This window comes from Psychrobacter sp. SWN149 (assembly GCF_015864565.1).
Classification (GTDB): Bacteria; Pseudomonadota; Gammaproteobacteria; order Pseudomonadales; family Moraxellaceae; genus Psychrobacter.
Genome location: NZ_JADYWX010000006.1, coordinates 135305 through 150165, shown reverse-complemented (window position 1 = coordinate 150165; position 14861 = coordinate 135305). Strand labels below are relative to the sequence as shown.

At 44.5% G+C, this 14861-nt stretch carries 8 protein-coding genes; 5 read left to right on the top strand and 3 right to left on the bottom strand.

The window, feature by feature from the left end:
* Nucleotides 1-72 precede the first annotated feature (72 nt).
* The 4 genes from I6E86_RS11440 (at nucleotide 73) to mutY (ending at nucleotide 7211) form a co-directional block, all read left to right on the top strand.
* Nucleotides 73-3210, top strand: a complete 3138-nt coding sequence (locus I6E86_RS11440; RefSeq protein WP_197177591.1) for a DUF2339 domain-containing protein — start codon at nucleotides 73-75, stop codon at nucleotides 3208-3210.
* 143 nt (nucleotides 3211-3353) lie between these two features.
* On the top strand, nucleotides 3354-4310 hold the full coding sequence (ylqF, locus tag I6E86_RS11435; protein WP_197177571.1) for a ribosome biogenesis GTPase YlqF: 957 nt from the start codon (nucleotides 3354-3356) through the stop codon (nucleotides 4308-4310).
* A 126-nt stretch (nucleotides 4311-4436) separates the two neighbouring features.
* Nucleotides 4437-5834: a P-loop NTPase fold protein gene (locus I6E86_RS11430; RefSeq protein ID WP_197177570.1), complete on the top strand. Its 1398-nt coding sequence runs from the start codon at nucleotides 4437-4439 to the stop codon at nucleotides 5832-5834.
* 105 nt (nucleotides 5835-5939) lie between these two features.
* The gene (gene mutY, locus I6E86_RS11425) at nucleotides 5940-7211 is read left to right on the top strand and encodes an A/G-specific adenine glycosylase (RefSeq protein WP_197177569.1); all 1272 of its coding nucleotides are present in this window, start codon (nucleotides 5940-5942) and stop codon (nucleotides 7209-7211) included.
* Between the two features lie 131 nt (nucleotides 7212-7342).
* Here the strand turns inward: mutY and I6E86_RS11420 are convergent, their stop codons facing one another.
* Nucleotides 7343-8245, bottom strand: coding sequence for an acyl-CoA thioesterase (locus I6E86_RS11420; protein WP_194364973.1), 903 nt, complete (start codon nucleotides 8243-8245; stop codon nucleotides 7343-7345).
* Between the two features lie 592 nt (nucleotides 8246-8837).
* Complete coding sequence (rapA, locus tag I6E86_RS11415) at nucleotides 8838-11726, bottom strand: RNA polymerase-associated protein RapA (protein WP_197177568.1); 2889 nt, start codon at nucleotides 11724-11726, stop codon at nucleotides 8838-8840.
* Nucleotides 11727-12192: 466 nt separating this feature from the next.
* Between rapA and I6E86_RS11410 the strand changes: the two genes are divergently transcribed.
* On the top strand, nucleotides 12193-13137 hold the full coding sequence (locus I6E86_RS11410; RefSeq protein WP_197177567.1) for an NAD(P)-dependent oxidoreductase: 945 nt from the start codon (nucleotides 12193-12195) through the stop codon (nucleotides 13135-13137).
* Between the two features lie 41 nt (nucleotides 13138-13178).
* Here I6E86_RS11410 and I6E86_RS11405 read toward each other — a convergent pair whose 3' ends face one another.
* Nucleotides 13179-14774 (bottom strand): flavin-containing monooxygenase, encoded by a 1596-nt coding sequence (locus I6E86_RS11405; protein WP_413787004.1) that lies wholly within the window; start codon nucleotides 14772-14774, stop codon nucleotides 13179-13181.
* Nucleotides 14775-14861 lie beyond the last annotated feature (87 nt).

Here is a 14861-nt window from a genome sequence, read left to right as displayed (position 1 = left end):
CAAGGATAGTCTTGTACTTCTGAGTAAATCGCGTCATTATCATTTTATTATATGCTGGATTGAGTAACGGTGATGTTATATCTATTGGTAACCCAATTGGGTTGGCTGGCTTTTACGATTTTGTTAATCGTTGTAGTCGGACTATACACTCGGATCAATCGGAAAATTTGGCAACTGCGCCGCGATGTGACCGACCTACAGACCAAACTTGAGCAGCAAAAAGATAGTAACCGTCACTTGGCTAACAAGAGCCCTGATACTAGTGATGAGGCTACTGAAAAGCGTATCACTAATAATGCAGCTTTCAATACAGAAGAGTCAGCAACCGCTACGTGGCCACCATTACCGCCAACGGTTCCTTCTACCTCAGACCTAACAGCAAACTTGACAGAAACGCCTGTATCCAACACTGCTGATAACACATCTTTAGATAATAAAACTTTAGACAATTCAAATTTAATCAAAAATAAAACGCCCATCACATCTATTCAACCGGATGAGCGCTCGCTACCTATCGTCACCTCGCTATTCCACTCTGTTAAAAACTGGTTTTTCGGTGGCAATTTAGTAGTGCGGGTCGGTGTATTGGTGCTTTTGGTGGGCGTCGTACTATTACTGCGCTTATTGAGTGATTATATTGAGATTCCAATTGCCTTTAAACTCATGGCGATAGGGGTCGCAGGGTTAGGATTGGCGGGATTGGGGCTGAAATTAACCGCCAAACGCTTTTCTTATGGTATTACTTTACAAGGCGCTGGCCTAGCCATTGCGTATTTGAGCACCTTTTTTGCTTATAGTGTCTATCAAATTATTCCAAGTTTACCGAGCTTTATCGGGCTTGGCATATTGTCTGCCGTCACCATTGCACTCGCCGTCCGTCAGAACGCTTTCCCTTTAGCCTTACTGTCATTATCCGGCGGTTTCTTTGCGCCGATTTTGACCAGTGATGATACTGGCAGCTTGGTAGCACTGTTCAGTTATTATCTATTATTGAACGTCACGATTGCCGTCATCGCTCATTATCGCCCATGGAAAATATTGAATTTATTCGGTGTGACAGTAACCTTTGGCTTGGCCTACTACTGGGGCATAAGTGAGAACTTAACCGCCATCATTGAGACACAGCGTTGGTCATTGGTGTTGCTGGTTGCTTTACATCTAATGTTGTATCTCTTTGTGGTGATTCGCTATGCACAACAAATCATTGCTTATAACACGCTTAATGAAAAAGATCTCAGCCATACCGATAGCGCAAATAATATAGAGCGTTTAAATGAAGGCCATGTAGGCAATAGCACGTATTTATTCCCTATTGATACTGGCTTACTGTTTTCAGTACCGCTACTGGCTTTTGGTTTATTTTCTGCTTTATTAGAGGATATTCCTCATGCCTTGACTATCGTCAGTGCGGCTTTAGGTTCGGTTTACCTTGGTTTAGGCTGGCTATTTATCCAACGTAGCCAGCGCTATGCCTTAATCACTGAAGGTATGCTGGCGTTAGGGTTTGGATTTTTAGCCTTAGTGATTCCGTTGGCACTCGATGCAGAGTGGATTGCCTTTGGCTGGTCGGTACAAGGATTGGCCTTGGCGTGGTTTGGACGACGCTCACTGCGTGCGTGGTCGGTATTATTCGGTGTGTTATTGCAGCTCATCAGTATCGGTATGTTAGTGCTTACTCTTATATTCTCTGGCAATGACTATCCGATTTTAGCCTTGAGTATTTCAGCGATTGCTTATCTAGCCACGGTATTTATCTTGCGCGCTAGCAACTCGCCAGCCATATTAAACGACCACTTAAATATAGAATTAAATGCAAACTCAGACAGTCATTTAGCACATGCTAAAGAAAAAAACACCACATCAGACTCAATCACGACATACGCTAGTGCATTGGGTATCAGTGACCAAGCCGCGCAGCAGTGGCTGACCTCAGTCAATAGCCAAAGTAAAGTGTTTGGCCTTGTTTGGCGCAGTCCTAGATTGATATGGTGTTTGACCTTGACGGCTGTGGTATGGATGCTACAAGTCCTAGTACTTGATTTGAGTCATTGGTTTGAGGTTTGGCAGCTCGATACGATGACGATTGCATTGGCTGCACTGGTGAGTCTTGCTATCTATTGGAGTATCAACCGCTATCAGCCATGGGCAGAAGCCAAACAGCTAAGTCATGGGTTGCTATTATTGTTTTATCTGATGCTCGTACTGCAATTACCACAGAAGTTTGAGCTGAATCTATTATGGTCATCAGCAGAATGGTTAGTGTTTGCCAGTTTACTCGTTGGTTGGCTCACTATTGGACAGCTGTGGTTAAAGGTCTGGCACAACGATGCCAATCTATCACGCTATGATGGTACGAGTTGGCTCGGCACTGGCATTTTAGTCATTGCGGCGGCGGCTCATTATGGTCTGCCCGCCTCTGCTGGCGTGATGGCTATTTTGATCCCAACTATTTTAATACTAGTAGGATTGTGGTGTGGTTATCGTTATGGCGACTATCGTCAGACAGACCCATCAATCAGTGAAACTTCAGCGCATGGATTGCTGTACTGGTTTGATTGGCAACAGGCATTATTAAGCTGTGCCGCTATATTTACGCCGATTGCTTTAAGTTGGGTCATCATTACCAATTGGTCTTATGATGGTGTGATTTGGGACATGTCATATTTCCCACTGTTGAATTTATATGATGTTACCTCAGGGCTAGCGCTACTCGTTGGTTTTAGCGTTTATTATCTGAATCAGCAGTATCATAATGAGCAGCCAAACCAAGAAAGCACAGTAATTAAAAATAATATCCAGAGAGTATTTACCACTCATAATTTACTGATTATTTTAGGACTTATCGGCTTTTGGTTGATATCTAGCATCCTTATCAGAACGCTTCATGCCTTTATTGACACGCCATTATGGAACAGTGCTCAGGGCGGCGCGTGGCAGAGTGAGCAAGTGCAAACTGGACTGACCATGTTGTGGACACTATTGGCACTAATCGCCACTATCATCGCTAGCCGCTACTGGCAACGTGCGCTTTGGTTCATGGGTATCGGGCTGTTGGGTGTCGTCGTCCTTAAACTGGTCTTAGTCGATCTGTCACAAACTGAGGCGATTTGGCGGGTCATATCTTTCCTTGGCGCAGGTAGTTTGATTCTGCTCATTGGCTATTTGGCACCACTACCACCCGCACAGGATGAGACAACGGACAAGATGTAATCATAACCTGATCACGACCTCACATGATGGTTAAGTGAAATTGTCCCGTGAGCAATGTGGTTCTGTAGTAAACTGAGCACCATTAGAAAGTAAACGTTGATAGTTTTACTTTTAGCATTTTTTATAAAAGGTTATGAAAGCAGATGGATAAGAGAGCAAGTATTCAGTGGTTCCCTGGGCATATGAACAAAGCCCGTAACGAAATCAAAGAAATCATGCCACAGATGGATTTGGTCATCGAGGTCATCGATGCGCGTATCCCTTATAGTAGTGAAAACCCAATGGTCGCGGCACTACGCGGCGAAAAACCTGTTATCAAAATCCTGAACAAAGCTGATCTTGCCGATCCAGAGTTGACCCAAATATGGATGGATTATCTCGAGCAGCAGAGCGGTGTCAGAGCCATTGCTTGCGATACCGAAAAAGCCAACGATGTAAAACGCATCATCGCCATCTGCAAACAACTCGTTCCTAATAAAGTCGGTACGGGTCGTCAAATCAAAGCCATGATTATGGGTATTCCAAACGTTGGCAAATCAACGTTGATTAACACCTTAGCAGGGCGCGCTGTCGCAAGAACAGGTGATGAACCTGCCGTGACCAAATCGCAGCAGCTGATTAAGCTGGACGATGATATCATGCTCTATGACACGCCTGGTATGCTATGGCCAAAGGTCGAAAATGAAAACTCTGGCTATCGTCTGGCAGCGACTGGCGGTATTCGTGATACGGCTTTTGACTTCGCGGATGTGGCCAGCTATACCGCTGAGTACTTAATGCATGCTTATCCTGAGCTGCTAAAAACCCGCTATAAAATTGAAGAACTACCAAAGACTGATTGGCAGTTTTTCGAAGTCGCTGGGCGTAATCGCGGCTGTGTACGTTCGGGCAACCAAGTCGATACGTACCGCATGTCTGAGATTCTAGTTAACGAGCTACGTAGCGCTAAAATCGGACGTATTACGCTTGAGACACCAGCTATGACGGAAGCTGAAGAAATCGTGGTCGCTCAACAGCGTATCGCAGCTGAAGAAAAGAAAAAAGCCAAAGAAGAAGAAAAACGCTTACGTCGTTTGAAAACACGGAAGAATCGTAAATAAATTTGTTTAAAAGCTCATTCAAAAAGCTACTACCTATATAAAAGCTCTTATGGGCTTTTTTTATGTCTGTATTATCTGTATAACATCAGTATCGTATATCAAAATTATAAATATAGAGAGTACTTAATGCCAGATTACAGCGTAATGAAAGAGTTAACTTTTTCTAGCAGAGATGAGTTCATACGTAAGCCTATCGCTGAAAAAATCATTAAGTTATTAGATTCAGATATTGATGTCTCACCACTTATCATCGACGGTAAATGGGGTACAGGTAAAACTGAATTTTGCTTCAAACTCAAAAACCTCATTGAAGCAGATAATCCCAATAACTATAAAGTTGGCTACGTGAACGCCTTTCAAGCTGACCACACTAACGAGCCGTTACTGACTTTAATTTCAGAGATTGTAAGCTTTTATCCTAAAAAAAGTTATCAGCGAAAAAAACTGATAAAAAATGCTGTTCCTTATTTACGCTTGGTTGGTGGTATTGGCTTAAAAGCAGGATTAGGCTTCGCTTTTGGGCGCTATGCTGCGGATATACCTGAAGAGTTTTCTAAAGGCATGGAAACCATAGAAGAAGGTTCAAAAGAGTTGATAGACCTTTCTTTAGAATCTCTCATTGAAGACCAAGCTGAGGCTGAAAGAAGTCTGAATACCCTAAAAAATGTATTAACTGATATTACAGCAGAAACTCCTGTCATTTTGTTGATTGACGAGTTAGACCGCTGCCGACCAGACTTTGCAGTAATGATGTTAGAGACCATCAAACATGTCTTCGATGTTAAAAATGTGCAGATTATCTTAATCACTAATGCGGAACAGCTGAAAGCCACTATTAAACACAGTTATGGTAGTGAAACCAACTCACACGACTACCTTTATAAATTTTTCAAATATCAAATCAATTTGCCAACCTCTATAAAAGATATCGAAGGTAGGTCTATTGAAAACAACGTTACTTACTTTAGAACCTCAGTACAAGCTAGTAAAGTCATCCCTCAAGAATTTAAAGATAACGAATTTATCTACGAGATTCCAACCTTTCTTGATGTTGGTAAGCTGTCTCTACGAAATATTGAGCAAATCGTCCGCTGTATAGAGACTCTAGTAGTATTTGAAAATATTGAGCGGAGTAAATCATTGACTATTGAACAGATTTTAGTGGTCTTTCTATCATTTGTTTATATGATGGATAAAGATTTACTAAATCAAATCGTAACAAGACATATAAATCCGACTAAATTTTCAAATTTTATCAGAGGCACTAGGTTAGATATGAGGCAACCGTATTCTAGGTCTGACATCCTTAATGACTTGTCCGTCAAAAATCTTTTCTCGATTGCATTTGATAAGTATTTTGTAAATTCTTTTCTAGACCTACCAAGTAGTACTATTGAACGACAAGAAGTGCAAAGGCATATTAAGATTAGTTTAGGCAAATATGATTATATCAGCGATATACATAATGATGAATATATTAAGCAGGTAATCAATAACCTCCTGCTATTCGACATCGTTAAGTAGTTATTTTTATTATATTATTTCAATACATTACGTCAGAGTTGGGTCGTAGAAAATACGTATATCAGGTATAATTATTTACCTTCAAAAAACCAAATATAAGAGCCTATGACCCAGCCAACTGCCAACTCTACCTCTTCTGAAACTAACTTTAGCCACTCTCCCACATCCCTAAACTCCTTCGCCCCACGCCTACTAGATTGGTTTGCCGAAAACGGTCGCCATGACTTACCTTGGCAGCAGCACCAAACTGACACGCCCAATCCTTATATCGTTTGGCTATCCGAAGTGATGCTTCAGCAAACGCAGGTGACCACTGTGCTGCCCTACTTTACACGTTTTATGGCGTCGTTTCCGACCGTGCAGGATTTGGCATCCACAGACTGGGATACCGTAGCAGAGCATTGGGCAGGGCTTGGCTACTATGCGCGCGCGCGTAATTTGCATAAAGGTGCCAAGCAGTTGGTTGAAGTAATCGATGAAACGGGCAAGTTTCCACAGACACTCGCAGGATGGGAAGCTATCTCTGGTGTTGGGCCATCGACCGCTGGCGCAATCATGGCCATGGGCTTGCACCATTATGGCGTCATCTGTGATGGTAACGTTAAACGAGTCATCACGCGTTGGGCAGCGATTGACGGTGACATTACCAAGTCTGCTACGACTAAAGAGCTGTGGGCATTGGCGGAGCGCCTGACACCGACAGAGAACTCAGGATTATTTGCGCAAGCGATGATGGATATGGGAGCGACTTTATGTACCCGTAGCAAGCCTGCCTGTCTATTATGTCCACTCAAAAAAGACTGTCTAGCCCACGCGCAAGGACGCGAAACGGATTATCCTGTCAAAGCAAAAAAACAGCCCAAGCCCAGTAAGTTCAGTAATGCCTTATTAGTTAAAGATACGAATGGCGACATTCTATGGCTACAGCGTCCTGACAATGGTATCTGGGGTGGACTGTGGAGCTTACCATTGCAGTTCGTAGAAAAAATTGAGGGTAAAGCGAGTGGCAACACTGCGAAAAAAGCAGAGGCTAGCGATAATAAAACATCGGATATGCCAAATGAAGTACGTAGTAATGAAAAAGTATATGAAGCAGAATTTACCACTGCTGAGCAGATCATCAATGAATGGCTGATAAAAAATAAATTAGTAGCAGCGCCTATCAGCAAAACCTTATTAGATGAAGCGCCTATTAAGCATTCACTGACGCACTTTCACTGGTATTTGACCCCGCAATCAGTAACTCTGAATACTAAGCAAACTGCTGAAATAACTAAAGCACTGCAAGCTGCCGATATTAATATTAACTGGTTAAATGCTGACGATGCTCAAGCAACGCTTGGATTGCCACGGGCGATGGTTAAGATTTTAGAATAATCATATAAGCTATATCTCCACATCAATCATGCTCAAACCAGCTGATTAAACAACTATCTCGCATGCCATAAAAAAAGCGATTCACTATCAATAGTGAATCGCTTTTTTTATGATTATAAGTAGCTAAAGAACTAAGACTTCGGCACGCGCAAGCGCATCAGGCCTTCTTGTTGCACCGTGGCAACCAGCTTACCATCTTGCCAAAACTGTCCGTGGTTCAGCCCTTTCGCATTGGATGTCGTGTCACTCCACATGTCGTACAACATCCATTCGTTCAAATCAAAATCACGGTGAAAATGCATTGAATGATCGATGCTCGCCGCTTGTAGACCACTGGTCATAAAGCTAACACCATGTGACATCAGTCCTGTACCTACTAAGTAAAAATCAGAAGAGAACGCTAGCAGTGCCTGCTGAATAGCCACCGGTTGATTGCCCAACTCACGGATACGTAGCCAGTTCGCCTGCTTGGGTTTCATGGGTTCTGGGCTGATAGGGTTACGGGGTTTGACCGGTTTAATCTCTACATGACGGCGCCGCATAAATCTTGATTTTAAGGCTTCTGGTACTTTGCCCACATTTTCTTCTTTTAAATCTTGCTCAGTCAGCAGATCTTCTGGTGGCGGATAGACCGGCATGTCTTCTTGATACTCAAGCCCCTCCTCCATCGGTGAAAACGACGCAATCATCGAAAATATCACTTGTTCAACAGGTGGCTTACCACGCACTTCTTTGTACTGAATCGCGGTCACTTCACGTGCAGACAGACTACGACCATCGCGCAATCGACGCACTTGGTATATGACAGGCTGGTTGATATCGCCGCCGCGCAAAAAATACCCATGCAGTGAGTGACAAGGCTTGTCTTTATCTAATGTATGCGCCGCTGCCATAATCGCTTGTGCCAGCACTTGCCCACCAAATATCCGACTGCCCACATAGTCATGGCTTTTACCCTCAAAGACATCTGGGGTAACCTCAATAAGTGCGATAGTAGCCAGCAGCTCATCGATCAGTTGCGAATTATTGGACATGACGATATGTTTCCTTATTTTTATCAAAAACGCTTGGCACCTATAATTATCAATGCCAGATAGCTGATGTGTTTGAATCTAAAATAATGTGAGATCACTTGCTAAAATATACAAGAGAGAGTTTTTAGGCCTCATCACCTAAGCGATGACACACCCTATAGCCAGACGTGCTATCGCTATAGTCAAAAAAGTCTAAAACGGGTACAAGGCCGCCGACTGCAGATTGTACAAACAGTACTTCTAGAGAGCGTAACACCGTAGCCGTTTAGTAGTTCTCTGACTAGAAATATTTATTATCAATATAAAAGGTAAACATCTTACCCAATATCGATGGCTTTGACTAGCTACTGCACACCTACTCATAAGTATTGCTTTGCAATTTCCGCTCAACAAGCGATGAGCAATCAGTGGGCAAACGTGGTCTCAATCACAAAAAAACGAGATGTCTAATAACATCTCGTTTCTATATCCATCTGAATACTTATATAGTCAAAGAAATCTAAAATTACTATAAGGCAGTCGACTGCAGATTTTACAAATAGGAAGACTAACACCGTAGCAGTTTAGTAGTTCTTTGACTATAGCATGATGCTTATGGCTTGACTGCTACCAGTACACGGATAGAGTCCGGTACGAGTGATAAGTTACCAAGCGCTTGCTCGCCTTGCGCTTTTAATTGCTCTAAGCGCTCAATCTCTTCGGGGCGTACGTTTGGATTGATGGTTTGTAGATGTTTTAGGCGTTTGATTTCACGCGACCACTGCTGGCTAAACCGTGCGCTTGCTTGCTCACCAATCTCAGCGATTTGCTGACGCGCAATCTCTTCAGCTTCATAATAACGCTGCTCAATCACATCGCCGCGCACTTTAATCACTTGGCGAGCTCTGTTTTTGTCCAAGCGCTCAATATGCGGCATGATCATCTCAGCACTGATACGAGCGGACAAATCACTGCCCTGCTCACTGATAAACACACGGATATTTTGTGTGGTCAATGTCGCTGGCAAATTCAGCAATCTTGGTGCTATTGCTTCTACGCGGAAGTTCACCTCTAACAATACCATGCCTTGCGGGACAGCAGCACTCTTAAGCATAGCTACTGTAGTATTACCAAAGGTACTGGTGCTTGCCAGCTCATAGATGGCGCGCATCAATGGATGCTCGTGAGTAATAAACTCAATGTCTTCACGTTGTAGTGCTTGATCACGCTCGAATGTTAACGTCATGCCGTCTTCGTCACCCAGTGGCAAGCCATCGATATAATCACTAATTTCAGTGCTGTCAATCGGTGCGATAACCCAAGAGCCATCACGCTGAATATTGTGATCGATATTGGCAGAGGCAAAGAAGCGCTCAATGAAATGCGGCAGTAAATTATTGCCATCAAAATCGCGCATGGCATCAGCGATACGGCCAGCGACACGCGGACGGCATGAGTTGTACTCTAGCAGACGATCACGGCCAGCTTGCAACTGTGCTTCTAGTCCCAATCGCGTTTGTAGCGCTTCATCAATGACACCTTTCAAGGTACTGCGATTGTCCGCTGTATCTGCACCTTCTAACATTGGCTTTAGGTCTTGAATATACTGCTCTTGCACGCTCTGCGCAGTTGGTGAAATCTGATTGAACATATTCAGTGCATTATGATACCACTGATACAGACGCTCTTGCGCTGTGCCTTGTACATAAGGCACATGCAGCATGATTTGTTGCGTCTGTCCGATACGATCTAGACGACCGATACGCTGCTCTAGCGTATCTGGGTTGGCAGGCAAGTCCCACAGGATCAATTGACTCGCGAACTGAAAGTTACGGCCTTCTGAACCAATCTCTGAGCATAACAATATCTGCGCGCCTTCGCTATCAGCAAAGAATGCCGCTGCTTGGTCACGCTCAAGCAAGGTCATTTGCTCAGTAAAGATAGCCGTCTTAATGCCTGCATGCAAACGCAATACGGCTTCTAAGCTCTCAACCGTCGCACCACTACGGGCAATCAGCAGTACTTTTTGATGCTTGAGCTCACCGCGTAAGATATCAATCAACCAAGAGACACGAGGATCATCTTCTAACCAGCCGCCATCCGGTTGATTCTCTTCGCCCCATAGCTGCTCACGCAGTTTACCAGTGGTCTGATAGCTGCCTACCCACGCCTCAGGCAACGGCAATGGATACGGCTGACTACTACGACCATGGAAGCCTTTGACACTCTCACGCGTGTTACGGAACAAAATACGGCCCGTACCATGACGGTCTAACAACTCATTGAGTGCATGTGTTCGCAGTTTTTCGTCATCGTTAATGGCTGATAGCTCATCAATACTGATATCAAGCAAGCTACTCAAAGCAGCGATTTGCCCTTCACTGACTGGCTTATCTTCTATCAGCACACCAGCGACAGCAGCGGTTTCAGCAAATGCTGCTTGACCATCGATAAACTCATCTAAATCATCAAAACGATCTGGATCAAGCAAGCGCAAACGCGCAAAGTGACTTTGAGCACCCAATTGTTCAGGGGTCGCCGTCAATAGCATCACGCCAGGGGTTTCTTCAGCGAAATCTGCGATTAGGTCATATTTGTCATTGCCACCTTGTGCCTCATCCCAATGCAGATGATGCGCTTCATCAACGACCAACAGATCAAATCCAGCATCCATCGCTTGATCGTACAAATCTGGATGATCAATCAGTAAGTCCATACCAGCGATGATACATTGCTCAGTGGCAAAGACGTTTTGCTCAGGATCGTGTTCTTTGATCGCAGCCGTACGTACCAAATCAAACAGCGCAAAGTTCAGGTTAAAACGACGACGCAGCTCAATCATCCACTGGTATTGCAGGCTGTCTGGCACGAGTATCAGTACGCGCTCAGCTTTACCGGTCAATAGCTGCTGATGGATAATCATGCCCGCTTCGATGGTTTTACCCAGACCTACTTCGTCAGCGAGTAAGACGCGCGGTGCGATACGTTTGCCGACTTCATGTGCGATATATAGCTGATGCTCGATGATATCGACACGCGCCCCCATCATGCCTTTTAGCGGATGACCTGCCAGCGCAGCCTGCATACGCAAGATATCTTGACGCAGCTCGTACCAATCACCGCGCTCAATACGACCAGCAAGTAAGCGTTCAAGTGGCTTAGCAAGCGTGATATTAGCAGCCAGGCGCGTCTCCATGATGCCGCGCTCATGCTCGTCGACGCCATATTTGAGCACACCCATCACTTCGTCGACGGCATTAACAACATAGCTTTTGCCATCTTGATCATAAATGCTGTCGCCTACCTTGAACACCACGCGCGATAGCGGTGCAGAGTTTTTGGCATAGACGCGCGTCTCTTCACTTTGCGGGAATAAAATATGCACACATCGATCATCGACATCGATGACCACGCCCAAGCCAAGCTCAGACTCCGTATCAGATAAATAACGTTGACCAACGGCGAATTCAGTACTGTGCAATGAAGCAATAGAGATAGTCATAAGGCGATGTCTTTTGTACTCAGATAATAAAAAATTAGATACCAATAGTGGCTTATGATAGCGATTAGGGGACTATGAATGCAGATTCTCAACGAACTTAAAAGCACTCTTAGAAAAACCAATCGCCACGCGCAGCCATTATATAACGTTAGCGGCTAGATGAGTGCGTTAAGTTGACTTTTCAAGTGGTCAATTTTGATAGATTGGGAGGCTTGCGATATGAATTTAGGCAGTATTTACTTGGCACTGTATTTTAGAGAGGTGCTGCGGGTGAATATAATCTATTCAAGTTCAAGCTAGGATCAATGTGTTGAGATAGGTCTGTGGCTGGCATCACCCTTTCACACATTCAGTGGATTACTTTTTGCTTAAAAAGACCAACGTGCTACATTAAGCCGATACTCATTCATAAGACAACTATTCGTTAGACCATCATCAATATGACAACAATAAGTAAGGACTAGCCATGCAAGCCGTTTTTTTAGATGAAGGTACGTTTTCTGAAGGTATTGACCTGCCAGCGCCAATAGGTGTCAGCGATTACATCACTTATAATGACACGCCAAAAGACACGGCTGTTATCATTGAGCGTTGCAAAGATGCTGACATTATTATCACCAATAAAGTGCAAATCGGTGCAGAAGTCATAGAGCAGCTACCGAAACTCAAGCTGATCCAACTGACTGCCACTGGTATGAATAACGTCGAGCAAGAAGCTTGCGATAAGCACGATGTTGCGCTTTTTAATGTCGCTGGTTATGCGGTCAAAAGCGTGCCCGAGCATACCTTTATGTTAATGTTAAATGCAATGCGCGCAGGTATCCATTACCATCAAAAAGTCGCTGACGGCACATGGCTGGCAAACGGCAATTTTTGCCTGCTTGATATTCCGTTGATTGATTTGGAAGATAAGACACTGGGTATCATTGGTATCGGCACGATTGGCAAACGCGTGACCGAAATCGCCCGCGCCTTTGGCATGACAGTATTATGGGCGGAGCATCAAGGTCGTGCGCCGCGCAGCGATGACTATACTGCATTTGATGACGTGCTGGCACAAGCTGATGTGCTCAGTCTGCATTGTCCTTTGACCGAACAAACCGAGCATTTGATTAATAAAGACACCTTGGCAAAAATGACGAAACAACCCCTCATCGTCAACGTCGCGCGCGGCGGTATCGTTGATAGCCAAGCATTGACGGATGCAATCAACAGTGAGCAAATCCTCGGCTATGCGAGCGACGTGTTCGAACAAGAGCCCATCGCAGCCGACGACCCTTTATTAACCATTGCCAATCACCCTCGCGTCATCTTTAGTCCGCACAACGCTTGGGGCAGCAAAAGCGCACAAGAGACTCTGTGGGTGATGCTAAGCAAGCAAGTTGCTGACTTTATTGACAGTCATCATTGATAGTGGCTTTTAACATTCAATAGTCAATAATCAGCAAGCTACTAACGACTAAACCGTAGCCAATCGTCTTTTATTTTGCGATATTTCAGCATGATACGGTCGCTTAGATAGTTATTGGTCACGTGCCAAGGGTAGCGATCGCCTTGCTTTGGCAGCGCATCTTTGGCACGATTGACATATCCTGATGACAGCGAGCCCATGACGGTATCAGCCTGTGCATGTGCTTTATCTTTCGCCGTTTGTGCTTGTGGTAGTACTACTTGGTAGCGATGCTGGTGCATGTAGCCGAGTAGCCTGAGCACATACTGACAGGCCAAATCGATTTTTAGCGTCCATGAGGCATTGGTATAACCGAACAGCACGGCCATATTGGGCATATTTTCAACCATAACGGCTTTATACGTCATACGAGTCCCGATATCCACCGGCTGACCATCGATATAGACTGCGGCGCCGCCTAACATCTGTAGTTTCAGCCCCGTCGCCGTCACGATGATATCTGCATCAAGATGCTGGCCTGACTGCAATAAGATACCCGTCTTGGTAAAGTGATTGATCTGGTCTGTCACCACCGCTGCACGTTTTCCCTGAAAGGCTTTAAACATATCACTGTCTGGTACTGCACAGACGCGTTGATCCCACGGATTATAATCTGGCAAAAAGTGCTTAATATCAATCCCGCTACCTTTCAGCTCTTTTTTCACCCCACCTTTTAGTACGGCTTTCATCACTTTTGGTGCATAAATGGCAACTTTATACAGCCCTTGTTGTATTAAGACGTTGCGTGTGCGCAGTACGGTATAAGCCTGCGCTTTTGATAAAGGGGAAAACTTACCTGATAACCAGTCAATCGCATAGTCATCGCCTGGCACGCTCGCCACATAAGTGGGCGTACGCTGGAGCATGGTAACATGCCGCGCGCATTGTTCTGCGTCTTCATCTACTAGCGCAGGGAGTAACGTCATCGCAGTGGCACCGCTGCCAATGATGACGACTTTTTTGTCTTGGTACTCTAGATTATTCCAATGCTGCGGATGGACGATACGACCTTTAAAATCCTCTTCTGCATCAAACGTTGGTCGATATCCTTGTTCATAGTCATAGTAGCCGGTCGCACCTACCACAAACTTAGCGGTCTTAATAAATATGTCACCGCTAGCATGATCTTTGATGGTCGCTGACCACTGCTGATCGTCACTCGACCATGAGAGCTGCTGCACCTCATGCTGGTAACGGATGTGCTCAGTCACTTCAAATTCACGTGCCGTGTCTGCAATATAGCGTTTGATATCACTGCCTTTTGCCAACATTCTATAATCTAACCACGGTCGAAAATTGTAGCCAAAAGTCAAGGCATCAGAGTCAGATCGAATACCAGGGTATGTGAATAAATCCCAGGTTCCGCCCAAATCAGCACGTTTTTCGAATATGGCAAAGCGCTGAGGATTCTTTTGCTGATGGGTCAATTTTTTCTTTTTTTGATGTTTTGAGCTTTTATGACCGAATAAGTCTTTATGCTGTTGCTGCTGTAAACGGCACGCCATGCCAATACCCGCGATGCCCGCACCGATAATCATTACTTCATAATCAGCTGGCGCGGTCGACTTTTGGCTTTTACGTCTAAAACGATTTCTCATGGCCTGTTTGGTGGTTGTGATATCAAGCATACTTTCATCCTTGTGTTTGCATGACTGGTGCTACATAGCGAACGTGTTTTTCGTAAA